This window comes from Trichocoleus sp. FACHB-90, from assembly GCF_014695505.1.
Taxonomy (GTDB): domain Bacteria; phylum Cyanobacteriota; class Cyanobacteriia; order Cyanobacteriales; family FACHB-T130; genus Funiculus; species Funiculus sociatus.
Genome location: NZ_JACJOK010000028.1, coordinates 51284 through 76785 on the forward strand (window position 1 = coordinate 51284; position 25502 = coordinate 76785).

The window sequence follows — 25502 nt, forward strand, 5'->3', positions numbered from 1 at the left end:
GTAACAACACCTGTGTGAAGAAAAGTTATGAATTTTGAGTGTTGAGTTTTGAATTTTAAAATTCTAATTTAACTCCTCACTCATTACTCATAACTCATCACTTTGGGTGTTTATTCCATGTCATCAAACAGTTGATCTTCTAGTATCGGTTGCACTTTTTTAAATTCCTCTGGAGAAAGTAACTCTGGTTCACCCGCTTCGTTAATGCGAGCAAACAACAACAACGGATCTAAAGGAGTGTAAATTGTATACTCTTGTTCCTTGTGGTAGAAGCTGGCGAGTTTCTGAAATTCCTCTGGTTCCAACTGAGTATCTTCATCCTCAATTTCCAATGTGAGGATTTCGTCCTCATCAACAGCAGGCAATTCCCCGGCTACAGTCAGGGCAAATGCTGTCCGCTTTAAGTCCAGATTTCTTTCTGCCAAGACTGCTTGAGCCGTAGAAAAGATTTCGTCAATTTCGGCTTCGTCTTCGACCAAGGTGGCTTCTTCTTCCTCCTTGTCCTCGTCCCAGGCAACAATTTCTACAGGTGAATCTATCGGCAGGAGGATGACGTATTCTTCACCTTCTACCTCTATGGAATGTTCAATGTAACAACTAAGCGATCGCCCGGATTCATCGGTCAGCGAGACGGCTGGCACTGAAGATCCATTCTCGTCAGGGGGTTGGGATGAGAACATTGCAGATATGCTGCTATCGACTCTGGATTGTGGACTTTGAAACTGCACTCCCCAAAGTTTTTACACATTGAGGAAGCAGCTTGCAAAAATCAGGATATCACGACGTTAGTAACCAAAAGTTAGAAGCTACTAAATACTCGCTGATTAACCTGTCCAATTTTATTATGTGAATAGACGTATCTGTAAATGGGTGTAGAAATTAAGCAGGACAGGGATCTAAATCCCTCTTAGAGATTTAAATGACTAACACCTTCGCTGCGTACTCTGGCAGGTCGATGCTCAAGCCATCTTCACTGGCTTCGACCTGGGTGTCACCCATCCAATCTTGCCACGTCCCAGAGGCAGGGAAGTTAGGAAGGCGACACCCCGACAGAAATTTATCTGAAAAATTTGCCACGATGAAAACGCGAATACCTCTACCATGACACTCGTCAATAAACCGCTTCAAATCTTCTGTGGAGCCATAGCTGGATTCTGTAGCGAAGAAGTGGCGGACTTTATAGCCCCAGCTATAATCACCAGGATACTCGTTCACTGGCATTAATTCAATGGCATTTATTCCCAGTTCGGTAAAGTAATCTAACTTAGCGATCGCGTCCACATATTTCCCTCGCTTGTGAGGATCGTCCTCACCGCCAGAAAAGTCCGCAACGTGCATTTCATAGATGACTATTTCGTGATTATTAGGCAAAAGTGTATCGTCGTTTTGCCAGACATAAGTATCAACTATCCTATTGCCATCTTTTATCCGCACTACTCCCTGTTTTCGCCCTTCATCCACATCTGTCGCGTAGGGATCTATAACATCCACCCATTGATCCGTTTCAAAATTCGGGCTTTTGGTTTGGACGCGGAATTTATATTGATAAACCCCATCCTCCAGTTCTACATTGGTGCGAAAATAACCATCCTCACCTTTTTCCATCGGTATTTCTTTCCATTCAGAGAAAGAACCAATCAAAGCGATCGCTTTGTTCCGAGGAGCAAACAAGTTAAATTCAATTGAGCTTGCCATGTAACCTTTTCTTGATGTAAATCAGTTAAATTAAAATTTGCCATCTTTTTCTAAACTTTTTAACTTAAGTCACAGTATTTGTTTAAGTTAAATTACATTTTAATAATGATTCAGCTTATCTACCCAAAGAAATACTTATTGTTAAAGCAAATTGTAATTATGAATACAATATTATCTAGTACCTGGATTATTATCGCAGTGTTATATAAATACAAAAGCTTTTAAAACTTTAGACAGAGCTATTCAAAGAGAATAAATAACGCTCTAGAGAGAGGTGATTTGACGATTGAATGGAGAGTATTGGGACATCAATCTCAGCTCAAAGGAGCTGAACTATGAATAAATTACAATGGATTCCTCTAATCTCTACACTTAGCATTGGTGTTGGTTTCATCATCCTTGCTCACCGCTTTGCAGCACTTATTGTCCAGTCGCGACTTGTTTAAAAAGTAAAATTTACCTGATTTAACTTAAGGAGTGTCCTGTGATGAAACAAATGTGCTGGTTGCCTGTAATGGGAACGAGTGGAGAGAAAATATTACACTTACGAACCGCACCTAATCAACCGTGGCGACCTTATACAGCTTTTCCTGAATATTCTGTACCAGACTACGAAATACCTGGAGGTTCTAAGGGCTGGGCAACATACCAGAAATTAATGTCCGCGGGATGGAACTTAGTAGCTAGTATGCCGGGGCAGCAACTGAAAAGTGCTTAAAGTCATCCGCTGATTTTAACCAAACGGAAAAAGCGAGTGTAAGATTTTTTATTGTAATCTTAACAGCCGCCTTCAGAAGTTTTTTTAAGACTTATTTCAGGCGGCTGCTTATTTACAATTGGCTAGGTTACTGCCAAACAAACACCTTGGCTTCGTAAGAACCCAAGTCAGTTGTAATGCCTTCTTCCCCAGCTTCAACATCATAATTACCCGTCCACTCGTGCCACGTTCCAGCTTCTGGGAAGTTAGGGACGTGATACCCACCAAGGAAGTTGTCGGAGAAATTTGCTACGACAACTACACGGGAACCTTCACCATTCCAGCGACTGTAAGCTAATACTTTAGCTTCTGGGTTTTCATGGATGAAATCAATGTTCTCGGTGTAAAGGGCATGATTGTTTTTACGAAGATGAATTAAGCCTTTCATAAAATCAAACAGGCCACGATTTTCGTCATGCCCTAGTAGAGTCCAATCAATCTTTGCTTGTTCGGTTGTTTTGTACTTGTACTCGCCAAACTCTTCACCCATCCAGAGGAGAGGGACTCCAACTGCGGTCATATTGATGACAGATCCCAACTTTCTCCGCTTAAACGCTTCCTCACCCAAAATGCCGCGATCGCCTAATTCTGCTAATACATGATTATGGTCATGATTGGTTAAGTAATTAACGACATTGGTGGCACCCATAAAGCCTTGCCGTTTGCAATCAATCACATCTTTGAGGCGTTCTAAATCAAAGGTGTCGCCGCAGATATGCTCAAGAATGCAGTGATAGAAGCTGTCGTGCCAGCAACCATCCATCGGCCCATCTGCATTTGTGATGCTGGTAGTTTCCGGAATGTGTTCGGCAACGCTGTAAAACGGTTTCATCCCAGCAGCTTTTTTGGCTTCTTGAACTGCCCAGTGCATAAAGTCGTAGTTAGCAATTTGTCGGGCAGCATCAAAACGAAGCCCATCGATGTGATACTCTTCAATCCAAAAACGTATAGTGTCACCAGCAAATTTTCGGGCTGGGAAGGTGTCGAGATTTTCGTCGTAAAATTCGTAATTAAACTCTGGCCCCCAGTTATTATCTGGGTCACGCGGCGAGTGGTGATACCAATAATCGTGGTCAATTTGTGTTAGCGGACTTTCGGCTTCTGAGTGGTTATAAATCCCGTCCATGATGACGCGGATTCCACGGGCATGACACTCATCAATCAGATGCTTTAAGCCTTCCGTCGTGCCATAGCTAGATTCTGTGGCAAAAAAATAGCGGGGGTTATAGCCCCAGCTATGATCTCCCGGATATTCTTTTACTGGCATCAATTCAATGGCGTTAACTCCCAGGTCGGTGAGGTAATCTAACTTCTCAACAACGTGTTTATATTTGCCTCTGGCGTATTTGTCATCTTCCCCGCCGGAAAAATCGCCTACGTGCAGTTCATAAATAACTAATTCTTTATCCGCCGGCAGTGGTTTATCGTCATGCTGCCAAACGTAGGTATCGACAATTCTTTCACCATCTTTAATGCGTACAACACCGTTTTGGGTAGGGTTATCTATATCTGTCGCGTAGGGGTCAACAACGTCTATCCATTGATCCGGTTCAAAAAACCATGATTTTGATTGGACGCGGAATTTGTATTGATAAACTCCATCTTCTAACTCAACCTTGGTACGAAAATAACCATCTTTACCTTTTTCCATTGGGATGTCTTCCCAATTAGAAAAATCACCTATTAAAGCTGCTCCTTTGTTATAGGGGGCAAATAAATTAAATTCAATGGAAGTTGCCATATAAGTGTCTGGAATTTCTGGTAAAAATTGCTTACAACAATATTTTCCACGTCTTCATCTTGCTTGGAAATCAATCTTGAGATAGAAAATGGCTTTATCGGGAATAATAATTAGGGAATAAGAGGTAATAGAAAGTAAAGGGGATTTAGGATAGATTTTGGCGATTAATGCTAAATATGGCTAAATAAAGGAGCGATCGCGCCATAAAAAAAAGCCGGACGACTAGAAGTCGCGGCTAAATAAAGAAAGCCAGCTTGCATAGGCTAGTGGGTTATATGTTACAAACTCAACCACGCGATCGCGTGTCTGATCCAATCTTCTGCATTTTGGCTTTTAGCCAGCAGCGCGTCTTGACTCACAGCAGAAAGTGCTTGCACAACCTCACTGCTGCTATATCCCAAGGCAAGTAGTGTCATCTCCACATCTTCTAAAATTCCTGGTGGAGGCCCAACTCCGGCGCTGGCGGCACCAGCAGATTGTCGCCATTCTGCAAGTTTGGTTTTGAGTTCCAATGCTAGACGTTCTGCGGTTTTGGCACCGATACCGGGAGTTTTGGCTAAGGCGCGAGTGTTGCCATTGACAATCGCTTGCACTAAGTCTTGCAGTCCCAAAGTGTCTAAGAGGGCGATCGCACCTCTGGCACCAATGCCACTCACGCTTAAGAGGGCGCGAAACAAATCCCGTTCCGCTGCCGAGGCAAAGCCATACAGGGTGATTTGGTCTTCCCGAATTTGCTGGTGCGTAAAGACTTGAACGGTTTCTCCTGCTGCTGGTAACTTATTCACCAAGGTCGGCGGGACTTGCAGTTCGTATCCTATTTGATTAACTTCCAGAATTAGAATAATGCGATTGGCGGTGCTTTTCTGGATGCCAGCTACCGTTCCTTTGAGATAAGCGATCATGGGGTTGTATCCCGACGACTAAAGTCGCGGCTTTCGCGTACAAAGTCCGCCTGCGCGGACTTTTAATATTAGCCGATGCCAGTCTGCTCTCGCTACGGCTTGGTTTATGTAGCGCCTGACTTTAGTCTGAGGGGCATTTTTTGCAGAATTTTATCCTAAAAAGCCGAAGTTCTTCAGACCTTCTAGAATACCTCCAGCACAATAGGCTTTAGCAAAATAGCGATTTTCAGAAGGATTGGCTTGATGCCACTTCAGCAGTTCTGGCTGAGCATTACCGACAATGATTCCCCGTGTTTCACCTGACTCAAACATAGATAAATCGTTGCCGGAGTCACCGCAAACAACGGTTTGAAGCGGAGGGATTCCAAAGCTTTCCCGCAGAAAAGCTGTTGCAGCTCCTTTGTTACCGTAGCGAGGTAGAATGTCTAAGTCTTTGCCGCTGCTATACACGAGTTTGACATCCAGCCCCCGCTGTTGCAATAAATCTTCAAGCTGGGGGAGAACTTCAACTGCGGCTTCCGGGCTGAGGAAGTAGCTAGCTTTGAAAGGGCCTTGTTCTGATTGTGGTTGGGGAACTAGGTCAGAAAAGTGTGCAGTGGTGGCGACGACGCGATCGCGATCCCAATTTTGCGAAAGGCGTTTTATCCAATCGGGATCTGGCTTATCGCTGCCGTTATGATAAATTTCCGTACCCACAGATAAAACTAAAACATCAGGTTCTATTAACTCTCTTTCAGTTGCGAGTTCCTGGTAGAGAACAGGCGATCGCCCCGTGGCATAAACAATCTTACTTCCGCATTCTTTACGATGCTTACTCAGGTGGCGGTTCAATTCTGCCAGAGCGTCGTCATCACCCACTAAAGTATTGTCTAAATCGGTCACAAATAGAAATGGCTTCACATTCACATCGCTCATGGCTACGGATTTGATTTTTGGATTATTTTCCTATGCAGGCGCTATTAATGGTGCTGTGCGGTAAAAATCGCACTATCCATCTTTGTCAATTAACAATAAAAAAGCCTGGAAGTATTCAAAACACTCCCAGGTTGGAAATTGAGGTTACATGATGTCAGACATTAAGCAAAATTGATTCTAGATCAAGCCCCAGAAGTGCAGAAAACCTTGACCTGAAAAGATTTCGATAAGAGCAGCGGCTAAAAAGCCAATCATAGCTAGTCGCCCGTTCCAAATTTCGGCTTGAGGATTGAAGCCATATCTCCAAGCGTTGCGGTCATCCATCACGGGAGGTGTTATTTTCTTTGTCTCTTGCATGGTGGAAACTCCGGTTTCGCTATTTTGTTAAGCTTTATATGCTTATGTAACTAAATGTAACGTTGACCGGGGAGAGTGTTCTCTATCTCAGGGTAGAGACTGCAAGCGATCGCACCAGCAGTTAAAACTATCTTTATCACCCACAGAAAGTTAATTTTGCTCAATTTAAGCAATTCCTCAATTTAAGCGATGCGCTATACGTGCTTTTGTACACAGGATTATTTTTATAAGCTCGATTAATTTATCTTTTGGGCATGAAATTTTTTCGCAAACCCACATCTTCCTGGTTGCCTCAGCTAAATTCTCAAGTTTGGATTCTTGCGGCTGGGCGATTTTTATCAGGAGTTGGCACTGGCTTTACTTTGTTTTACGCGCCCATCTTTTTTGTAAATCAAGTGGGGCTATCCGCCACCCAAGTAGGTATTGGCTTGGGTAGTGCCTCCATTTCTGGTGTACTTGGGCGCATTTTGGGCGGTTCGTTTGCGGATTCGCAATTTTGGGGACGCAGGCGCACGCTGTTACTTTCAGCAGCGGTTTCGGCGGTTGCTTCACTTGTATTAGCTATTAGCAACGATTTTTACATTTTTGTTGTGGGTAACTTGCTCATGGGTATGGGCATGGGTTTATACTGGCCTGCTACTGAGTCAGTCGTAGCAGATTTGACCCAAGGAGAACAACGAAATGAAGCTTATGCAATCACGCGGCTGGCAGATAATCTGGGCTTGGGGATAGGAATTGTATTAGGGGGCGTATTAATTAGCACAACGGCCGCTTATCGAGAGCTGTTTGTAATCGATGCGATTTCGTTTGTGGTGTTCTTTGGGGTGATTTATGTAGCGATCGCAGAAACTTACAAGCCAGGAGAACAGGAACAACAAGCATTAAGCAGTTGGACATCCGCACTACGCGATCGCCGTCTGTTAATTTTTTGCTTAGTTAATATCATTTTCACCACCTATATCTCTCAAACCCAAAGCACAATGCCCCTGTACTTCAGCAATTTCTTGCTTGTAGGTGGGAAAGGTTTCTCACCCACAACAATTAGCGCCTTATTTACCTGGCACCTAGCTTTAGCAATTATCTTACAGTTGCCAGTTGTGAGAATATTTAAACGTTTGAGCCATCCCTACGCTTTGTGTATTTCCGCCTTATTTTGGTCTTTGGGATTCAGCTTAATTTGGTTTACAGGTGTAGCCGCATCTAACCAGCTATTGTGGGCAATTTTAGCAATGGGAGTGTTTGCGATCGCTGTCGTCTCCTACACACCCTCTGCGTCTTCCCTAATTACAGTCTTAGCTCCTGAATCTCAGCGTGGCGTATACTTCTCTATAAATTCCCTGTGCTGGGCAATTGGCTATTTCATTGGCCCTCCCTTGGGTGGTTGGGCATTAGATCAACCGCCCGTAGTGGCACATGGTTTCTGGCTGGGTTTGGCGTTAAGTGTAGCCATCACAATTGCCATTTTGCAGTACCTGAATCGGATTTTAAACGCAAAGAACGCAGAGGTAAGCGCAAAGTAACGCAAAGGTTCTTTGTGTTTAAAAAAGCTATTGGCGGCGTTCTTGCAATTTGCGGTATACGTCTCGCAAATCAACCTGATGATGAGCTAAAGCAACCAAGGTGTGATAAAACAAGTCAGCAACCTCACCTGCGATCGCTTCTTTATCATCATCCTTGCAAGCCATCACCACTTCAGCTGCTTCCTCACCAATTTTTTTCAAAATCTTGTTATCACCACCAGCGAATAGCTTGCAAGTGTAGGAGGTTTCAGTTGGATTGTCGCGACGATCGCAAATAGTCGCAAACAGATCCGAAAGGGTATCTGCTGGGGGCGGCACTTTTTCGCCATCTACTTGATGAAAACAGCTGCGTTCGCCAGTGTGACAGGCAATATCTCCCACCTGTTCTACACTGATAAGCAGCGCATCGCTATCGCAGTCATAGCGAATACTTCGTATTTTCTGAATATGACCGGAAGTTGCCCCCTTGTGCCATAATTCGCCGCGAGAACGGCTCCAATACCATGTTTCGCCCGTCTCCAGAGTTTTTTGTAACGACTCCCGATTCATCCATGCCATCATTAGCACAGTGCCATCAAGATAATCTTGCGCGATCGCACTCACCAGTCCCTGCTCGTTGTAGCGGATTTTATCAACCGGGATGGCTTGACTTAAAGCAGAAGGTTCAACTGGCATTTTCAGAATAATAGACTCGCCTTGTACAAGATATCATTGTGCAACCGTCAGCTGTTCAACACAATTTTGCTGCCCCAGAAATTACACCGATTCTTGGCTAAATTAATAAGAAGGCGCAAAAATTGGTTCCAGGCATTTGCCAATGGTACTGTTAAGGTTTGCCGATTCACTTCTAACCGCCCGTCGAGCTACCTCGTGAGCTTTAGACTCTTGTGCGTACCATTGAACCGCATTGAACGCAGCCCGATACAAGTCTTAGGCTGCCTCAAAGAAGCGAGAACCGATACTCAAGGGTTAAATCCTGATTCTTTCCTAGGAAATGAATTGGTATTGCCCTCAGTAGGATAATTTAACAACGTAATCTTTTTCATCAATACTCGCGCCTATCTAGCGGCAGAGATTTTATCATCAAACGGAGGAATAGCATTGGTTACTTCAACAAATTTGAAAACTAGCAAATCAGACGAAATATTTGCAGCCGCTCAAAATCTGATGCCAGGAGGCGTTAGTTCACCTGTACGGGCGTTTAAATCGGTGGGAGGACAACCTATCGTCTTTGACCACGTAAAAGGAGCATATATTTGGGATGTCGATGGCAACCAGTACATCGACTACGTTGGCACCTGGGGGCCAGCGATTTGCGGACACGCCCATCCGGAAGTTATCAGCGCCCTTCACGAAGCGCTGGAAAAAGGCACCAGCTTTGGTGCGCCTTCAGCGCTGGAAAACGTGCTGGCAGAGATGGTAATTGATGCCGTACCCAGCATTGAAATGGTGCGGTTTGTCAACTCTGGGACAGAAGCTTGTATGGCAGTTCTGCGCCTAATGCGGGCTTTCACCGGACGGGACAAGGTAATTAAATTTGAAGGCTGCTACCACGGTCACGCCGATATGTTCCTGGTAAAAGCAGGTTCCGGCGTTGCTACCCTTGGCTTACCCGATTCTCCCGGCGTTCCCAAGGCAGCAACCAGCAACACTCTCACCGCCCCCTACAATGACCTGGAAGCCGTCAAAGCTTTATTTGCGGAAAACCCCAACGAGATTGCTGGGGTGATTCTAGAGCCTGTCGTCGGAAACGCTGGCTTTATTACGCCTGACGCTGGTTTCTTGGAAGGCTTGCGAATGCTGACTTCTGAAAATGGCGCATTACTCGTATTTGACGAAGTGATGACCGGATTCCGGATTGCTTACGGTGGCGCACAGGAAAAATTTGGCATCACCCCCGACTTGACAACGCTGGGTAAAATTATCGGCGGTGGCTTGCCAGTGGGAGCCTATGGCGGACGGCGCGATATTATGTCGATGATTGCTCCAGCAGGGCCAGTGTATCAAGCTGGAACCCTTTCCGGGAATCCTCTGGCAATGACTGCTGGTATCAAGACGCTGGAGTTGCTGCAAAAACCGGGTAACTACGAGAATCTAGACCGGATTACCAAAAAGCTCAGCGATGGGTTACTGCAAATTGCCCAGGAAACTGGTCATGCTGCTTGTGGCGGTCAAATTAGCGGGATGTTTGGCTTGTTCTTCACCTCTGGGCCAGTCCACAACTACGAAGATGCTAAAAAGTCTGATTCCAGCAAGTTTAGCCGCTTCCATCGCGGGATGCTAGAGCGTGGCGTTTATCTAGCACCTTCACAGTTTGAGGCTGGGTTTACTTCCTTAGCACACACTGAGGAAGATATTGACCGCACTTTGGCAGCTGCGCGTGAGGTAATGTCTAGTCTATAGACATGATTGCTTTTTAAACGCAAAGGATATCGCAGAGGAAGGCAAAGAAAGTTAACCTCTGCGTTCCTTTGCGATTAAAATCCGTCTCTCAAGTTGTTCACTGCGGCGGGGAGATGGGGTACGAGGAATGGATGGTTGTCGCCACAGAACGAAGGGAATGCTCAGGACTCCCACAATCATCACAATTCCCGCCGTTATCCAGACAATCAGGCGGTTAGGCTGAAAGTTACCGCGCTCAATTTGCCAAAAAACCTGGTTGTAGCGCCACGCTGATAATGGGATAATCAGAATGCCAGCAATTACCAACCCTACACCCAGGCTTTGGGAGTTGATCAAGGGTTCGGAGATGGCACCTTGACCTGTAAAAGCTGATTGTAGTTCGCGCAGGAATAGACCAAAACGAGCGATCGCAAATCCAAATCCAATCAGCGCAATAGAAGTTCGCAACCAAGCCAGAAAGGTACGCTCGTTGGCTTGGTGTTCTCGTTGTCGGTCAATTTTCGGCTCCTGCCCATTCGACATCTACATCAACTTTTGTATCGTGGGCATTGTACTAACGATAGTTGGTAAATTGTAGGGCAACTGGCAAATCTTCCTGCTTCAAACGTTGAATTATCTGTTGCAGTTCATCTTTAGATTTCGCCGAAACCCGCACGGAATCGCCTTGAATGGAGCCTTGAATTTTTTTAAATTCGTCTCGAATCAATTTGGTAATTTGTTTGGCGATTTCCTGGCTGATGCCCTTACGCAGCTTAATTTCCTGGCGAACGCGATTACCACTGGCTGATTCAACTTTGCCGTAATCAAATATTTTCAAGCTCAGATTACGCTTGGCTGCTTTGGTTTGCAAAATTGTGTGAACCGCATCCAAAGTAAATTCGCTGTCGGTATTAACTGTAATTGCCTCTTCGCCTAACTCTATGGTTGTTTGAGTGTCTTTAAGGTCAAAGCGACTTTTGATTTCCCGTTCGGTTTGATCTACGGCATTAACTAATTCTTGCCGATCGAAATCGCTGACAATATCAAAAGAGTATGTTGCAGCCATAAAAAAAGTTGTTTGTTAATTGTTAATTGCTATTGGCTTGCAGCAGGCTTAATACAATGAGGGTACCACTGGATAGGGAGCCGATGGCGAACATGAGACTTCGCGCTAACGGAACATTCAGTATATAAAAAACAGAGTATAACAACCTCGCCACAAGATGAGCGATCGCTGCCCATGCTGCCAGTGACGAATCCACCCCCGCCACATAAGCCATCAGGGAAGCCGCCGCGAATATCATAAACGCTTCAAAGGAGTTCTGATGCGCCCAGGTGGCTCTTTGTCCATAGGGAGGCAGTTTGTCAAACATGGCGCGGGGTGCCGCCGTGTCATACCCCACGCTAGCACGGGCGTAGCCTACCACCAAAAATGGTAGATAAATCAGGACTGCGGCTGCGGCAATGCAGTCCAACAAAACAGTTGATACGGGGACATTTATCATTTGGTTGTCGAGACGAGAGCGACCCGTCCTCTTAATCAAAGTAGAACAAAGTCACCAATTTGCGTTGATCTTCCGCATCCTGACAAGTTTTTAGCAGGGTGTGGCTGTCGTGAAACGCAAAACAGATGAGTTGCTGACACCGGGAAACAATCTCTTGATTGCACAAGGCGCTAGCTTCAGCGAGGGATAGATTGTCATTTTCGGGACTTTCTACCAAGTGCATCACCTGTTCTAGCTGTTCCCGCGATTCCCGTGGCTGACGTTCCAAACTTTGGGGCAAAATCACCGTCAGCAGGCTAGCATCGGCACGCATGGCACCGCGTATGGCGGCTAAATTAGTTCCCGTAGCACCGGAAGTGAGTAGACGATTGCCGGATAAAACCAGGGCATAACTCATCATCTCAATCAGATGCTGGTGAGTGATGGGAACATGACGCGACCCCAACAAAGCAATCCGCTTGGCACCCGTTTGTTGGATTGTCGCAAGTTCTTGCGCTAAGGCATCGACCTTGGGTAGGTCTATAGATTGGCTCAAAGACGATTTCTAGCTGAACGACCATAAGATTTTAACAGACCTAGTAACTGTTGCGATTCCCTTTCAGCGGTTTTGTTGCTAATTAAAAAGTTAGGAGGCGGGAGTTATGAGTTATGAGTTTTGAATTAACAAGTCCTCACTCCTAACTTTTTCCATTCCCCTTGCACATTTACTAAAGCCTGTGTTATATTGATAAATCGTCGGACGGACGCATAGCTCAGTTGGTTAGAGCACCACGTTGACATCGTGGGGGTCACTGGTTCGAGTCCAGTTGTGTCCATTAATTTCGTTCAAATTTAACAGCGTTAGTAGCGATCGCTTATTTGTACAGTGACTAATTCATTGTCATCGGTGACAGATTGTTGTCGTCATGACGAAGTGACGAATTATGTGTCGCTGAAGACAAATTAATGTTGCTGAGGTAGTAGTGACAAATCAATGTCATTGTTGCAGGGACTATCTAGATAGTGTGCAGGAAGTGCGCTTTTGGACATTAACTAATTATTTGTCACTTTTAACAAATTAGTGTCAAATAGAAACTGTGAATCATTCAACTAATTAGAGAAATCTCTTGTACCTGTTTTAGCCTAGATTAACTGCTTCGGCTTAAGAAGTAGCTAGTAAGGACACAATTGGACTCGCTCTCAACCCACTGTTGTTATACTATCTCAAATCGCACTGCTTATTTCAACCCAACCCTGGCTGGTCGTTAAAACTTTAACCTCTCCTGCCTCAAAGCAGGAGAGGTTAAATAAGAGTTTCTACCCACTCCTAGTTGAGATGATCGTTGAAACCGAAGATGAGATTAAACCGCAAAGGTGCAGTGTAATATCCCTAATAGGGGTGTTAGACAGCTAGGCGCGACTTAATCAATAGTTAGACCTCCCAGCCTTGGTGAAATAGGCTACCCTGAATGTGTATTTAGGTTGAATATCTACGATTAGAGTCCAATATGCGAAAAGTTAAGATAGTGATGGCGCAGTCAGGAGTCATTGACCAAGTACTAACTCCACCTGAAGTAATTGTAGAATCCGCAAAGCAACGCAATCAGGAATATATCCCACTGACGATCGGGCATGATATTCGTAAACCTCCTATTGGACGGGTGATTTCTGCTGAAGTGGTAGTACTTGATGATGGAACTCATTTACTTGAAGGCGAAGCAGAAATCTTTGATGGATCTGCCAATTTTGATTTGCCTTCAGAAAACGGGAAGTGCGTAAAGATTCGTGTTCAGGAGGTAGATAAATTTCAAGTCCTTGGTAATCAAACTTTTGAAGAAGATGAAGATGTAGCGGATTTATATCAAGAGTTGCGAGCGCTTGGAGGTGGAGATCCAGATCAAGTGTATCGTGAAGACTCTGTAGATCCTATATCTTTACTCATAATTGGCTTTGGGGTGTTCACTCTCCAAGGAATAGCCAATGGCTTCTTCTCTAAATTAGGTGAGGATTTATACGAAAAACTAAAGCTGAAACTGAAAAAGATATTTGAGAAAAAATCCTTAAAGCAAAAGGAAAATTTGCTTCAATTTCAGATTTTTGTCAAGAGTCATACTGGCAGGACAATTGAGGTAAATGTAGTTATCACCAACCCATCTCAGAATGATTTGAGTGGATTCTTTGATTTTGTTCCGTCCATGCTAGATACAATGCTTTCGAGTTTACCAATAGATGATTTAGATGTGTGCCGTGTCGTTTTCAGTTATGAGTTCACGCAGCTTAAGTTGCTGTATATTTTGAGATCAGACGGTGTACCAATAAAAAAAGATGATTGTTAATGCACCTTCAAGTGCAGAGGTCTAATAATTGGGTTGGAGCGAACTGCGAAAGCTGCTGATGTAGATAGGAAAGTTATTTGTCGCTGCTTAACCGCAGCGTTGGGTGGCCCCAGTTGCTTTTCGGTATTACAACGGTGAGTTGGTTCTGGACGCTTTCTAAAGAGACGGACGTCTCAATCTGCTGCTGTAATTGCTGAATGCGATTGACAAGCCATTAGATAGAGCTTCACCATTACCAAAAGATTGATGTTATGATTTAGCCCAAATTTTCAAAAAAGGTATTTCAGAATAAATGGTCTTGCTACTTGATAGAGCAGAGCCAGGGTAAATGGGATAACGATCGGGAGAGTCACTATTAGTCCCCATTTGCCAAATTGAAGTTCTTGATTATCGGATTTGAGGAGTGCAATCAAGAGCTTCGGCTCCCATTAGTATCCAGATACAAGAAAAGTTAATCGAATCCTATTAAGGTAATGTAAAGCATTGGAGATTTTACCATGACTCAAGCAATATCCAAGTTAATGAATTTTGATGAGTTTCTAGAATGGAAACCAGCAAACGGACGGTATGAATTACATAACGGATTTATTGTTGAAATGCAGACCACAGGAAAACATGAAGAAGTTGTTGATTTTTTGCAGACAGAACTGATCCTAGAAACTCGGAGGCTGCAACTTCCCTATCGATTCCTCAAGAATGCCCTCGTTAAATCTCCCGATCAAGAAACGGGTTATTTGCCTGATGTTTTAGCAGTTAACCGTGATGCTTTGTCCCTAGAGCCTTTATGGGCAAAATCTTCAACAATTACTCAAGGAACATCCATTCCTCTAGTGATTGAAGTTGTCAGTACAAATTGGCGTGATGATTATGCACACAAAATGATTGATTATGAAGCATTAGGCATTGCTGAATACTGGATTGTCGATTATTTGGGTTTAGGGGGTAAGCGTTATATTGGTTCCCCTAAGCAGCCTACTTTGTCCGTTTGCCAGTTAGTAGATGGTGAGTATCAAATTAGGTTATTTAGGGAAGATGAAAGGGTTGAATCGGTAATATTCCCAGAGTTAAAGTTGACTGCACAGCAAATTTTTAATGGTGGGTAAGTATTCAGGCGGTCAATCTTAATTATCTTAAAAAGCGTTTTACTCTAATTAAGATTCCGATCCAGTCGTCTTATTTTAATTGAGGTCGAGCTTCCTCATCATTTAGCCGACAGCGCCCCGGCGACTCGCACTCAATGCGCTTCTGGCGATCGCTTATTCATTCCCTCCCAACTTTTCCAGTTAACAAAAGATTGATGTTATGATTTAGCCCAAATTTTCAAAAAAGGTATTTCAGAATAAATGGTCTTGCTACTTGATAGAGCAGAGCCAGGGTAAATGGGATAACAATCGGGAGAGTCACTATCAGTCCCCATTTGCCAAATTGAAGTTCTTGGTTATCGGATTTGAGGACTGCGACTACTGCTGCTGCTCCCATTAGTATCCAGATACAACCAAAGATAATGAAAAGAGTATATGCTGAGTCTTGCATTTTTTTTCCCTACTAGCGAAAGTAGTCTATTTTTAGGTTAGCTTGACCCCATTCCTATAGTTGACTTCCTTTAGTTAGGTTATTCTTATTGGCTAAGGAATGTGGATTAAATAACTTATAAAATTCGCTTTCTGTAAGGGCATGGCACTGCGATGCCCCTACGTAGAGAATTGGAGGTTAATAAAATCCACGATTTTAAGATTGATTATCATCATTTAGCCGACAACGCCCCTGCGTCTCGCACTGAATGCGCTTCTGGCGATCGCTTACAATTGTCGCCAAATCGGGTCGTCCAGTGAGGGCGAGTCGCCAGTCAGCCCAAATTCCATACAGCCAATCCACGACTGAACCGATAATCGGTAACTTAGTCACCGCATAAATCCACCCCATCCCCAGAATCTCGTAGACGCGACGAAAAACTTCTACATTCTTGATCACCGTACCATCAGGAAGCACGGCATGGATTCGCCCCATCGCCGTTTCAAAGTCAACACCGCCATGCGCTTCTGGGATATAGCGATCGCCTGCGATGTCCACAAACGCCACCAACCCTCGACCTGCATCCCGTCTCTTCAAGAAGTTGACCTCTCGCAGACATAATGGACATTCACCGTCATACAGTAGTTCGATCTGCCATGACTCAGGTTTAGTAGCGACTTCCGCCGATTCGGGAAACTGGGTATTCAACGACATAGGTACTTCTCAATTAGCTTATTCCTCAAGCGAGGATTCTACTATTTTAAGAAACTTAACATTTTTAGGTGTCATCTGGTTTGCTGCCCTAATTGTCGCTTGCTGAGGCTTGTGTGTGCCAGTAACGCGATCACCAGGTTCTAACAGACGCTACAGTAATCCCAATCGTGCAGCCAAACAGCACCTAATCAATTAAATGGTATGTTTGCGATCGCTACTTGCCTGTGGGATAGATCAATTCTTCAAGCAGCTTAGTGAGATAATAGAGAAGTGTGAGGAAGAAAACGGAACCAACCTTTGTTATAAAGGGGAAAATCATGAAACTCAAGCTTTTAGCAATATGCGCCTTATTCACTCCCCTATTTTTCACTAACCCAGTTCAAGCTGAGAATCCGCTTCATGTAAAGCAGCTATTGTCCACTGGGCAATGTTTTCGGTGCGATTTATCAGGGGCAGACCTCCGTGGCGCACATTTGCTTGGTGCTGACTTGAGAGAAGCGAATTTGCAAGGGGCAAACCTTACGGACGCCAACCTCGAAGGCGCTGACCTGACTCACGCAAACTTAACAGGAGCTAATTTAACCTTAGCTTTTGTAACCAATGCCAATTTTCAACGAGCAAATCTCAACCAAGTTAATTTTACCAACGCCAAGATTTATGACGCTAATGTCTATGGCGCATCGATGGATGGGCTGATCATTACTGATGCCGAAATATTTAACACAGGTATTGGCATTGGTGGAGAAGATGCAGATATGCAACCTTGGGACTAGGTTGTGTGGAAGCACTACACCTGCTTTAAACAGCTCTCATAGCACAGATGATTCTCCCATTTTTTGAGTAATTCAGAAAATGGGAGTTTTCTATTTAGTGGGTTTCTGGCAACCTTGAAAGAACTTTTTCTTCTTAAAGCTTAAACCCGTTAAAATGAGTTGAAACATTTACCCAAAAATCTTGACGATAACTTTAGCTACCAAGCCTCGAACTTTAGTTCAGGGTTGATTGTAAGAATTATAGTAGATAATTAATGCAAGGCTGCAAAGCAGTCCAGTAACTAAGTTTATTTGACATTTAAAACTTTCAGATAGTAAAGTCATGGTCACGACTCAGGATTATCTTGTCCAACCAATGGCAACGCTGACCGTCACCTGGGAAAAGTTGCCTGACGACTTTCAATTAGAAGAAAAACCTGTGGAAAATACTGGTCAACCTCTGATTGCAGGCGCACTCCGAGAAATTCTAGAACTTATGGGGTATATCAAGCCAGGAATGCTGATTGCCTCAAATTTTGGGCTTTGTGCTACTGTTAACGGGAACTTGATAATAAAAGCGCCAGATTGGGTTTACGTCCCTTCTGTGCTAGAAGTGGGTAAAGAACGCAAAAGCTATACCCCCAACCTAGAAGGCGACAAACCCAGCGTCGTCATGGAATTTCTCTCTGAAACTGATGGTGGTGAATATTCAGTTAAACGCACCTACCCGCCTGGTAAGTGGTTTTATTACGAACAAATACTTCAAGTCCCAACCTATGTAATTTTTGACCAAGAAACTGGACTGCTGGAGGTATATAAGTTGGAAGCAGGACGGTATGAATTGGAATTACCAAACGCCGAAGGTCGCCATTGGATAGCGGACATGGGATTATTTTTGGGAGTTTGGCGAGGGGAAAAAGAAGAACGAACAGGCTATTGGTTGCGCTGGTGGGATGAGGGGGAAAATTTGCTGTTGTGGGGGAAAGAATTATTAGAACAAGAACGCCAAAAAGTTGAACAAGAACGCCAAAAAGTTGAACAAGAACGCCAAAAAGTTGAACAAGAACGTCAACGGGCAGATAAATTAGCCGAATACTTGCGTTCTCAAGGAATTAACCCTGATGAAATTAGCTAATGGCTAATAGTTTTTTTACAATTAGCTTTTGCCTTCTATCTTGTCTGGTTTGGTTGTACTGTTGGTTTTACCGTTGGAAGTGGTCTAGAGGGAGGATTGACAATAGTTACATCTGTCGAACGCATCCCATAAGAAGTAAGATACTGGTAAAAAACTCCTGCTGTTTGTGGAGTGGGAAATGGGCCGATTTGGATGCCATTCACATTCCTATAGGAAGTGGTGTCTTCCCAGTAACATTCGCTGAGTCGTAAACTTGGATACTCTCTGGTTAGACGTTTAAGAACAGTTGGATTCACGTTTTTAGCCCGAACTAACCACTGACCTCCGGAATTAGGGCAGTTTGTTTTAGGAGTTACTTGAGCAGTAGCTTGAGTGCAGGACAAGGAATAACCTAAAATTATGGCGAGAGCAAACTTAGCGCTATTGTTCATTTAACCTCTGGAAATTGAAGAATGACGAAGGATATCTTTGATGAGCAAGTAGATACTAGAAATGGTTAATAGCAATTGCCCAAATTGTAAAACCGGATCGAGTCGCCATCCCTGGAAAAAGAATATGATACCGGACAATAAATATATTACAGCAAAAACTATATCTTGAATTACATCCCCCACTCTGAAGGGTCTACGGAGCGATAATCCTAAAGGTATAATTAATATACCTATAAGTGCTAGTAAGATGCCTAAAAGGCTGGCTATGTTGAGTCCAAAGTTTATCATATTGACTCTTATTAATTCGCTAAGGGATTAATTCATTTTTAGAACTTACAAAATTTCTACAATTCCTTGTTTACCATCAATTCTAACACGCTGACCATCTTGTAATAGCCTAGTAGCATTGTGAATATCCATCACTGCTGGGATACCATATTCACGCGCAACAATTGCACCGTGAGAAAGTCGCCCACCTACTTCTGCAATTAAACCGCCAGCACGAGATAATAGCGCCGCCCAACCAGAATCGGTGTAAGGTACAACTAGAATTGTATCGCGGTCAATATCAGAAATTGCTTGTAAATTGCGGATAACTTTCACTTTTCCCTCAGCTTGTCCGGGACTAGCACCAATTCCTTGCAACAACTTTGTAGAAATTGAAGATTGAGGGATAAACTTGAGAGTTGGCGGCGCATTGCCGTAAACTAAGGGGGAAATATTAGTAAGCTGACTATCTTGTTTAAGTTGCGATCGCCTTTTTTCCACCAACTGCGAAACTTGCTCAATTAAACTTTTATTGTCCCCTTCAATTATCCGCCGCACCTCATCAAATTCTAGGAAAAAGATATCACCAGACTCAGATAGTAAACCCGACCGTAACCAAATTTCCTCCAAAGCAACAAAACACCATCTTACCTCAGCCAACAAACGGCTATAAACCTCAGTAACCTTTCCCTTCAAATCAAGTCGCCGCTGCACAACATCAACCTTCCATCCCCTTTTCTCTCTGCGTTCTCTGCGCCTCGGCGGTTCGTTCTCTCCCAAAAACTGAGTAAACAATTCTCGCGCCGCATGGGGATCTTCCTTCCAAGTTGGAACCGCGATATCTGTCGCAACCTCACTCAAATAACCGTAACGATCAAGCCATTGATCGAATCGTTCCAAAATAGTCTGTCCATCGGGAATTTCAGCCAGCGTTGCGAATAGAGAAGGCGAATCCGAGGATAATTGCGAAGATGGGAGCAAATTACGGGCTTCCCGTGCAAGTTCTTGGAGCGATCGCAAAGAAGCAACTTCCGGAGCTATACTATTATCCAAATCAATATCTTTGACTTTCCAAACTCCCTGCCGGATTGCCAAACTCAAAGGAGATAAAATGCTGTAATAAGTCGCAGTTTTTAGCACATCCAAAAGTTTCTCAATCCGTTGGAATAACGCATCTTGGTTATTTAAAGTAGCTTCTACAGTTAGAAGCGGAAGAAATAAATTTTTATAGTCTTGTTCAAAATCTTTTTCTAAACTCAATTCGCGTCCAAGCAACCGCATTAAACCTGGCACATTTTGCACCGTAGAACTAAAAGGCGGCTTAGAAAATTTGGCACCTCTAGTTAAAAATTCCAAACTTTCCGGCGGTAAACCCATCCGAAGGAAAATCTGACCCAACAGCGTTGCATTAAAATAGGCGTGGGAAAAGTGTAGAGTAGCAGTTTCATTAAAGTCTAAACCAGCCGCTCTTTCTCCCAAAACTAAAGTAAAAATTTCTCCCCAAACTCCACAGGTCAAAGGACGATTAATCGACCAAGTAAGAGGACGAATTATTCCCGGAATCACCTCAGCGGCAATTTTGCGCGTCCAAATAGGTTGTAAAGTAGTGATAGAACGCGATTGTAAAAGCCACAGCGTTTGTCCGTCATAACTCCATTCGATATCTTGCGGAATACCGTGAAATTGCCTCTCAAGTTGACGCGCTAAATAGGCGACTTCCCGAATTAATCCCTGCGGTACATCACCACTACCTTCAACTTCTAGAGAATTTACATCCAAATTTTCTACATCACCCAGAAAAACCCGATACTGTTCTGGTGTAACTTGTCCAGAGACAACTTGCGTAGCATCTCCCGGTAATGCTTCAATTACCACAGCATCGCCTTGCTGGAAAATCGGATCGCGGCTGAAAGCAACGCCAGAAAAAGCACCCCGGATTTGTTGTTGAATCAGCACCGACATTGAGGATTCTGGCAAATCGCGAGGAGCGCTTCGCGCATAGGCTTCGCGATCGCGTCTATACTGGACAGCAGCTGGATTATTGTAAGAAGCTAGAACGCGCGTAATCGCTTCCTCCAAAGCTTCCCCACTGGTCACATTTAATATTGTTTCGTATTGTCCCGCCGCCGAAGATTGTTCCGAATCTTCCCCCACCGCACTAGAACGCACTACCAAAGGTTCTGCAACAGAAGGCTGTAAATACTCAATTAGCAGCGCCGGGTCGTCTCCTGGCGGTAAAACCCAACCCATCGGCACCGAATAACCCCAACGCTTCAACTGGGATAACGTGGCGGCTTTCTGACCGACTTTGTTTGCGTCTAACGGTTTATCCAGAGAAACGATAGCTTTATCACCTCGGAAAAAACGAAACACAGCTTTATTCCCATTTTGTGCTTGCGTAGCTGGAAGATCGAGGTCATCGGGGAGATTTTGGTAAATCCAGGCGATGATAGAACTGAGAGCGATCGCGGCGACAACTTCCCCCGTGGTACGATTCGGCAAAAGTAGCTTCAGCACGGGTAACAAAATCAAAACCCAGATGCGCCCCAGCTTCCTCTCGCGTACCAGTGTAAAGCCAATTCCCCCAATTATAAATACCAAGACCGACACCACCGGGTCATGCACTACATAACCCCACACCACATTTGTTGTCCCAGCACCCCGCGCCATCCAATAACGCCCCATCACCAGCGCAATTAGGGCGATTAGCTCCCACGCTGGATCAGTCTCAAAGAAGGCACGAGCTAGCAATACTGCGGCAATGCCTTTCAAAGCCTCCGACAACACCGCTAGAATCCCCGCCAGCCGCCCCCCATGATAAAAAGCCGCCGAGACTGACACGTTCCTCGTGCCGAGTCTTGACAGTTGCCTTCCAGACAATGCGCGAACAATCCAGGCAGTTAGCGGCAATCCTCCTAGTAGAGGACAGACAATAAAGATAAGTAGCGCTCCCCAAACTTGAGTCAGCGTCATGATTTCCGTTGTAATAACCACTCACCTGAATTGTAGTAGTGTTTTTCAACGCCAAGGTACGCTCCAAGCGATCGCGCAAATTAAAATAAGCCGGACGACTGTAGGCGCTTCGCCTTCCCGAAGGGTAGTCGCGGCTATATAAACAAAGCCTGTCTACACAGGCTAGAAATCATACTTCTTCCTCTGCGTCCCTTTGCGTTCCTTTGCGTTATAAAAATCTAACTTATGTCACTTTCCCGCGTTGTCACGTATAGCCCCGCTTACACTGTTGTCCCCACTTACGAATGTTTTAATCGCTGTACTTACTGCAACTTTCGCATTGAGCCGGGTAAAAGTCCCTGGCTGACTCTACAAGAAGCAGAGAAAATATTAAAACGGTTACAAAGTCAAGAAGTTTGTGAAATCTTAATTTTAAGCGGTGAAGTACATCCCCAATCCTCACGTCGAGAGTCTTGGTTTCAGTTGATTTATGACTTGTGCGATTTAGCATTATCAATGGGGTTTTTGCCTCACACGAATGCAGGGCCATTGAGCTTTGCGGAAATGGCTAAGTTGAAAGAAGTTAATGTTTCGATGGGCTTAATGTTGGAACAATTAACGCCGCAACTTTTGCAGACTGTTCACAAACACGCCCCTAGTAAAGTTCCACAATTACGGCTGCAACAATTGGAATGGGCAGGAAAGTTGCAAATTCCCTTTACAACAGGGTTGCTTTTAGGGATTGGGGAAAGTTCAACCCATTGGTGGGAAACCTTGGATGCGATCGCGCAACTACATCAACGCTACAATCATATTCAAGAAGTAATCTTACAACCCCACAGCCCCGGCGCTCAACAAACTTTCGACGCACCACCTTTTAACCCGCATCAATTACCAGAAGTCATTGCGAAAGCGCGTCAAATTCTGCCAGCAGATATTACCATCCAAATTCCCCCCAATTTAGTTACAGATTCAAGTTGGTTACTCGCCTGTATAGAAGCTGGCGCGAGAGATTTAGGAGGAATTGGGCCAAAAGACGAAGTTAATCCCGATTATCCTCATATTCAGCATCAGCAATTAAGAGACATTCTAGAACCTGCGGGTTGGGAATTAGTGCCTCGATTGCCTGTTTATCGTCAGTACGATAATTGGTTGTCGGCTAGGTTAAAGGAAGCTGTTAATCGGTGGCGGAGTGCTATCTTATTAGAAGACAGCCTGAAATACAAGCTATCAAATTAACGTTGATGTGCCGATGTAAAAAATCGTATGGAAGACATACTCCAATGATTACAGAAATTTTAGAAAGCGACAAAGAAGCGAACATCGCTAAATTAAATAAACTTCTTAAAAACGAACCCGACACAGACAACGCTTCGTACAACAGGGGCAATGAGCTGTTTATGTTAGAACGTTTAGATGAAGCGATCACCAGCTACGAGCAAGCTTTAGAAATTAGACCAAATTTATATGAAGCTTGGAACAACCGAGGCATTGCGCTGTTTATTCTAGGACGCTACGAGGAAGCGATCGCTAGTTTCGACAATGCTATAAAAATCAAACCCGATGACCACGAAGCTTGGAATAAGCGGGGCAATGCACTGCGGAGTTTAGGACGCTACGAGGAAGCGATAGCTAGTTTCGATAATGCTATAGAAATCAAACCCGATGACCACGAAGCTTGGAATAATCGAGGTGCTTTACTGAACAAATTAAGACGCTATCAAGAAGCGATCGCAAGCTACGAAAAAGCCTTGGAAAAAGCAGACTTTTATCAAGGATGGTACAACCGGGGAATTGCGCTGTTTAATCTAAGACGCTTAGATGAAGCGATCGCTAGTTATGACAAAGCTCTTGGATTTAAACCAGAGTTCTACGAAGCTTGGTATAACAAGGCTTGCTGTTATGCCTTACAGGGTAATGTTGAGCAAGCAATTGAGAACTTGCAACAAGCCATTAACTTGAGTCCTGATAAATGCCTGGAGATCGCAAGAAATGACTCAGATTTTGACGGCATTCGAGATAATGAGCGTTTTAAGGCTTTGATTCAGGAGGAAAGTGATTGGGAAGAAAGAGAAGTAGATAAGTACGAAGATCCTGAGGATTTAGAGGATTATTTGGATTTGCAGGATGCACTTGAAGCCGAGGCAGACCCAGAAAACCGAGAGCGGATTTCTTGGGAGCAGGTCAAACAAGAGTTAGGGCTGTAACATATCAATGGCAGACTATAGCATTGAATTTCTGCGTACAGCCGGAAAGGAACTAGCTAAACTTCCTGTAGAAGTACAGCAGCGAATTGCAGCTAGGATTGATAAACTCAAGACAAATCCCTATCCTCCTGATGTCAAGGCGCTAAAAAATGGTGGGGGGCGTTTGCGTATACGTGTGGGAGATTACCGAGTAATTTATCGGCTAGAAGTAGATAGGCTCGTTATTGTCATCGTCAAAGTTGGACACCGAAAAAATATTTACGAATGACTTGATATTAAACTTATGCGAGTGGCTGAGAGAATGATATAGCGATCGCATCCTCACTCGCCCACAAGCGATCGCGCACTCCACCAACTCAGGAATAACATTTAAAATTTGTCTTTATAATTATCTTCAATAAGAAATGCTACAAATTGACAATTTCAAAGGATATAGTATTTTATGAAATATTTAGTAGGATTAATAGTTTTTTCAGCTATAGGTTATTTTTTGATTGTAGATACAACCAATTTTTATAGACGATTAAAAATTAGTAATAAGCGTAATCAATTAATAGTGGATTTTGGTAGGCTCTTGATTTTAGTAGCAATGGCAGGAATTGGATATAAGGTTGCCTCAGAAACTTTTCAACAACCTAATGATTGGATAGTGTTTTTAGTCAAGGGCATAATCGGAGCTTTCTTAATACGTCTAGTTCGTGCAATCGTCTAGTTTGTTTGCATTATTAGTAGGTTAGCTAACCAAATTAATGGTTGAATCAACTAATAGGAAGTATATAAATTCTCATTGAAATGTTTAATTTCCTGACTTAGGCTGATGGCAAAGTAGCCACTGGCAAAAGGTAGATAAGCGCGATCGCATTCTCACGCACCACAAAGCGCGATGGCTTCGCCTCGGACTCCGTCCTACGCATCCGCACCCATCCTCTACTTCGCATCCCTTAACATAACGATCCCAGAGGAAAAACCCATCGTAAAATAGACTAATGTCTTCTGAAGCCAAGTTTACTGACGTAAAAATACCTATGCGTAGATTAGGGCGCTACGAGCAACCGCTGGGAATCGACTCCGACGACCACGAAATCTGGTACCGTCGTGGCGAAGCGCTGGCTAACTTAAAACGCAACGAAGAAGCACTGGTTTGCTTTGACAAAGCTATAAAACTTGCCCCAAAAAATCAAGCAGCTTGGACGTTCCGAGGCGTGGTGTTAATTCACCTCAAACGCTATGAAGAAGCGTTAACAAGTTGTGACAAAGCTTTAGACATTGCACCAGAAGATAAAGAAGCTTGGATGTTCCGAGGCGCAGCGCTACATGGGTTGGGGCGTTACAAAGAAGCTTACGCCAGCTATGACAAAGCTTTGGGAATCAAAAAGACATCCCTTTGGCAAAGACTAATTGAGAAAGTGGGTAATTGGTAATCGGGAATGGGTATTTTCCCCT

Annotated in this window: 27 protein-coding genes, 1 tRNA gene and 1 pseudogene; 14 read left to right on the forward strand and 15 right to left on the reverse strand. The window is 44.0% G+C overall.

The genetic code is table 11. From position 1 onward, the window contains the following. Positions 1–110: 110 nt before the first annotated feature. Together H6F74_RS08630 and H6F74_RS08635 are read right to left on the reverse strand one after the other, a co-directional pair. Positions 111–680 (reverse strand): DUF3727 domain-containing protein, encoded by a 570-nt coding sequence (locus H6F74_RS08630; RefSeq protein WP_190421305.1) that lies wholly within the window; start codon positions 678–680, stop codon positions 111–113. A gap of 379 nt (positions 681–1059) precedes the next feature. Next, positions 1060–1695: pseudogene (locus H6F74_RS08635) on the reverse strand (alpha-amylase family glycosyl hydrolase); the annotation flags it as partial. 484 nt (positions 1696–2179) lie between these two features. Here H6F74_RS08635 and H6F74_RS08640 point away from each other — a divergent pair. After that, positions 2180–2413, forward strand: coding sequence for a hypothetical protein (locus tag H6F74_RS08640; RefSeq protein WP_190439158.1), 234 nt, complete (start codon positions 2180–2182; stop codon positions 2411–2413). 127 nt (positions 2414–2540) lie between these two features. On the opposite strand, the gene H6F74_RS08645 is transcribed toward H6F74_RS08640, so the two are convergent. The 4 genes from H6F74_RS08645 to H6F74_RS08660 form a co-directional block, all read right to left on the reverse strand. After that, on the reverse strand, positions 2541–4193 hold the full coding sequence (locus H6F74_RS08645) for an alpha-amylase family glycosyl hydrolase (protein ID WP_190439172.1): 1653 nt from the start codon (positions 4191–4193) through the stop codon (positions 2541–2543). A 278-nt stretch (positions 4194–4471) separates the two neighbouring features. Next, on the reverse strand, positions 4472–5095 hold the full coding sequence (ruvA, locus tag H6F74_RS08650; RefSeq protein WP_190439175.1) for a Holliday junction branch migration protein RuvA: 624 nt from the start codon (positions 5093–5095) through the stop codon (positions 4472–4474). Between the two features lie 150 nt (positions 5096–5245). Then, entirely contained in the window at positions 5246–5995 is a 750-nt protein-coding gene (locus H6F74_RS08655) for a sucrose-phosphate phosphatase (RefSeq protein WP_190439269.1), read from the reverse strand. Positions 5996–6187: 192 nt separating this feature from the next. Beyond that, the gene (locus H6F74_RS08660; RefSeq protein ID WP_190439176.1) at positions 6188–6367 is read right to left on the reverse strand and encodes a chlorophyll a/b-binding protein; all 180 of its coding nucleotides are present in this window, start codon (positions 6365–6367) and stop codon (positions 6188–6190) included. Between the two features lie 254 nt (positions 6368–6621). Here H6F74_RS08660 and H6F74_RS08665 point away from each other — a divergent pair, with 254 nt between their 5' ends. Continuing rightward, positions 6622–7887, forward strand: coding sequence for an MFS transporter (locus H6F74_RS08665; RefSeq protein WP_190439178.1), 1266 nt, complete (start codon positions 6622–6624; stop codon positions 7885–7887). A 27-nt stretch (positions 7888–7914) separates the two neighbouring features. Here the strand turns inward: H6F74_RS08665 and hisIE are convergent, their stop codons facing one another. Further along, entirely contained in the window at positions 7915–8562 is a 648-nt protein-coding gene (hisIE, locus tag H6F74_RS08670; RefSeq protein WP_190439181.1) for a bifunctional phosphoribosyl-AMP cyclohydrolase/phosphoribosyl-ATP diphosphatase HisIE, read from the reverse strand. 426 nt (positions 8563–8988) lie between these two features. On the opposite strand from hisIE, the gene hemL reads away from it, so the two are divergent. Then, complete coding sequence (gene hemL, locus H6F74_RS08675) at positions 8989–10290, forward strand: glutamate-1-semialdehyde 2,1-aminomutase (RefSeq protein ID WP_190439183.1); 1302 nt, start codon at positions 8989–8991, stop codon at positions 10288–10290. Between the two features lie 51 nt (positions 10291–10341). Here the strand turns inward: hemL and H6F74_RS08680 are convergent, their stop codons facing one another. Genes H6F74_RS08680 through H6F74_RS08695 form a run of 4 tightly spaced genes read right to left on the reverse strand, consistent with a single transcriptional unit; the run spans position 10342 to position 12309 of the window. Further along, the gene (locus H6F74_RS08680) at positions 10342–10812 is read right to left on the reverse strand and encodes a DUF202 domain-containing protein (protein ID WP_190439186.1); all 471 of its coding nucleotides are present in this window, start codon (positions 10810–10812) and stop codon (positions 10342–10344) included. Between the two features lie 31 nt (positions 10813–10843). Next, on the reverse strand, positions 10844–11335 hold the full coding sequence (locus tag H6F74_RS08685) for a YajQ family cyclic di-GMP-binding protein (RefSeq protein ID WP_190421322.1): 492 nt from the start codon (positions 11333–11335) through the stop codon (positions 10844–10846). A 22-nt stretch (positions 11336–11357) separates the two neighbouring features. After that, the gene (locus tag H6F74_RS08690) at positions 11358–11774 is read right to left on the reverse strand and encodes an MAPEG family protein (RefSeq protein WP_190439272.1); all 417 of its coding nucleotides are present in this window, start codon (positions 11772–11774) and stop codon (positions 11358–11360) included. 31 nt (positions 11775–11805) lie between these two features. Beyond that, positions 11806–12309: a DNA recombination-mediator protein A gene (locus tag H6F74_RS08695; RefSeq protein WP_190421326.1), complete on the reverse strand. Its 504-nt coding sequence runs from the start codon at positions 12307–12309 to the stop codon at positions 11806–11808. Between the two features lie 206 nt (positions 12310–12515). Here H6F74_RS08695 and H6F74_RS08700 point away from each other — a divergent pair. The 3 genes from H6F74_RS08700 (at position 12516) to H6F74_RS08710 (ending at position 15192) form a co-directional block, all read left to right on the forward strand. Further along, positions 12516–12589: transfer RNA gene (locus tag H6F74_RS08700), tRNA-Val, on the forward strand. A gap of 672 nt (positions 12590–13261) precedes the next feature. Continuing rightward, positions 13262–14089, forward strand: coding sequence for a hypothetical protein (locus H6F74_RS08705; RefSeq protein ID WP_190439187.1), 828 nt, complete (start codon positions 13262–13264; stop codon positions 14087–14089). A 497-nt stretch (positions 14090–14586) separates the two neighbouring features. Further along, on the forward strand, positions 14587–15192 hold the full coding sequence (locus tag H6F74_RS08710) for a Uma2 family endonuclease (protein WP_190439190.1): 606 nt from the start codon (positions 14587–14589) through the stop codon (positions 15190–15192). Between the two features lie 217 nt (positions 15193–15409). Here H6F74_RS08710 and H6F74_RS08715 read toward each other — a convergent pair whose 3' ends face one another. Together H6F74_RS08715 and H6F74_RS08720 are read right to left on the reverse strand one after the other, a co-directional pair. Further along, on the reverse strand, positions 15410–15622 hold the full coding sequence (locus tag H6F74_RS08715; protein ID WP_190439192.1) for a hypothetical protein: 213 nt from the start codon (positions 15620–15622) through the stop codon (positions 15410–15412). A 195-nt stretch (positions 15623–15817) separates the two neighbouring features. Then, entirely contained in the window at positions 15818–16315 is a 498-nt protein-coding gene (locus H6F74_RS08720) for a DUF393 domain-containing protein (protein ID WP_190439195.1), read from the reverse strand. A gap of 317 nt (positions 16316–16632) precedes the next feature. On the opposite strand from H6F74_RS08720, the gene H6F74_RS30450 reads away from it, so the two are divergent. Both H6F74_RS30450 and H6F74_RS08730 read left to right on the forward strand, forming a co-directional pair. Continuing rightward, a complete protein-coding gene (locus H6F74_RS30450) occupies positions 16633–17088 on the forward strand; it encodes a pentapeptide repeat-containing protein (RefSeq protein ID WP_190439198.1) in 456 nt (151 codons plus the stop codon). Between the two features lie 322 nt (positions 17089–17410). Beyond that, a complete protein-coding gene (locus H6F74_RS08730) occupies positions 17411–18202 on the forward strand; it encodes a Uma2 family endonuclease (protein WP_190439201.1) in 792 nt (263 codons plus the stop codon). 35 nt (positions 18203–18237) lie between these two features. Here H6F74_RS08730 and H6F74_RS08735 read toward each other — a convergent pair whose 3' ends face one another. Continuing rightward, a complete protein-coding gene (locus H6F74_RS08735) occupies positions 18238–18633 on the reverse strand; it encodes a hypothetical protein (RefSeq protein ID WP_190439205.1) in 396 nt (131 codons plus the stop codon). Positions 18634–18966: 333 nt separating this feature from the next. Further along, positions 18967–21873 carry a glycerol-3-phosphate acyltransferase gene (locus H6F74_RS08745; protein WP_190439211.1) on the reverse strand — a complete coding sequence of 969 codons (2907 nt, stop codon included), beginning with the start codon at positions 21871–21873 and terminating at the stop codon, positions 18967–18969. Between H6F74_RS08745 and H6F74_RS08750 the strand changes: the two genes are divergently transcribed. From H6F74_RS08750 to H6F74_RS08775, 6 genes are all read left to right on the forward strand, one after another. After that, the gene (locus tag H6F74_RS08750) at positions 21872–22015 is read left to right on the forward strand and encodes a hypothetical protein (protein ID WP_190439214.1); all 144 of its coding nucleotides are present in this window, start codon (positions 21872–21874) and stop codon (positions 22013–22015) included. The two genes, H6F74_RS08745 and H6F74_RS08750, sit on opposite strands and share 2 nt — an antisense overlap. An 83-nt stretch (positions 22016–22098) precedes the next feature. Further along, on the forward strand, positions 22099–23091 hold the full coding sequence (gene cofG, locus H6F74_RS08755; RefSeq protein WP_190439216.1) for a 7,8-didemethyl-8-hydroxy-5-deazariboflavin synthase subunit CofG: 993 nt from the start codon (positions 22099–22101) through the stop codon (positions 23089–23091). Positions 23092–23135: 44 nt separating this feature from the next. Then, positions 23136–24059: a tetratricopeptide repeat protein gene (locus H6F74_RS08760; protein WP_199301008.1), complete on the forward strand. Its 924-nt coding sequence runs from the start codon at positions 23136–23138 to the stop codon at positions 24057–24059. 7 nt (positions 24060–24066) lie between these two features. Continuing rightward, complete coding sequence (locus H6F74_RS08765; RefSeq protein ID WP_190439219.1) at positions 24067–24327, forward strand: type II toxin-antitoxin system RelE/ParE family toxin; 261 nt, start codon at positions 24067–24069, stop codon at positions 24325–24327. 174 nt (positions 24328–24501) lie between these two features. Next, a complete protein-coding gene (locus tag H6F74_RS08770; RefSeq protein WP_190439221.1) occupies positions 24502–24771 on the forward strand; it encodes a hypothetical protein in 270 nt (89 codons plus the stop codon). A 274-nt stretch (positions 24772–25045) separates the two neighbouring features. Next, entirely contained in the window at positions 25046–25480 is a 435-nt protein-coding gene (locus H6F74_RS08775) for a tetratricopeptide repeat protein (RefSeq protein WP_242021934.1), read from the forward strand. Positions 25481–25502 lie beyond the last annotated feature (22 nt).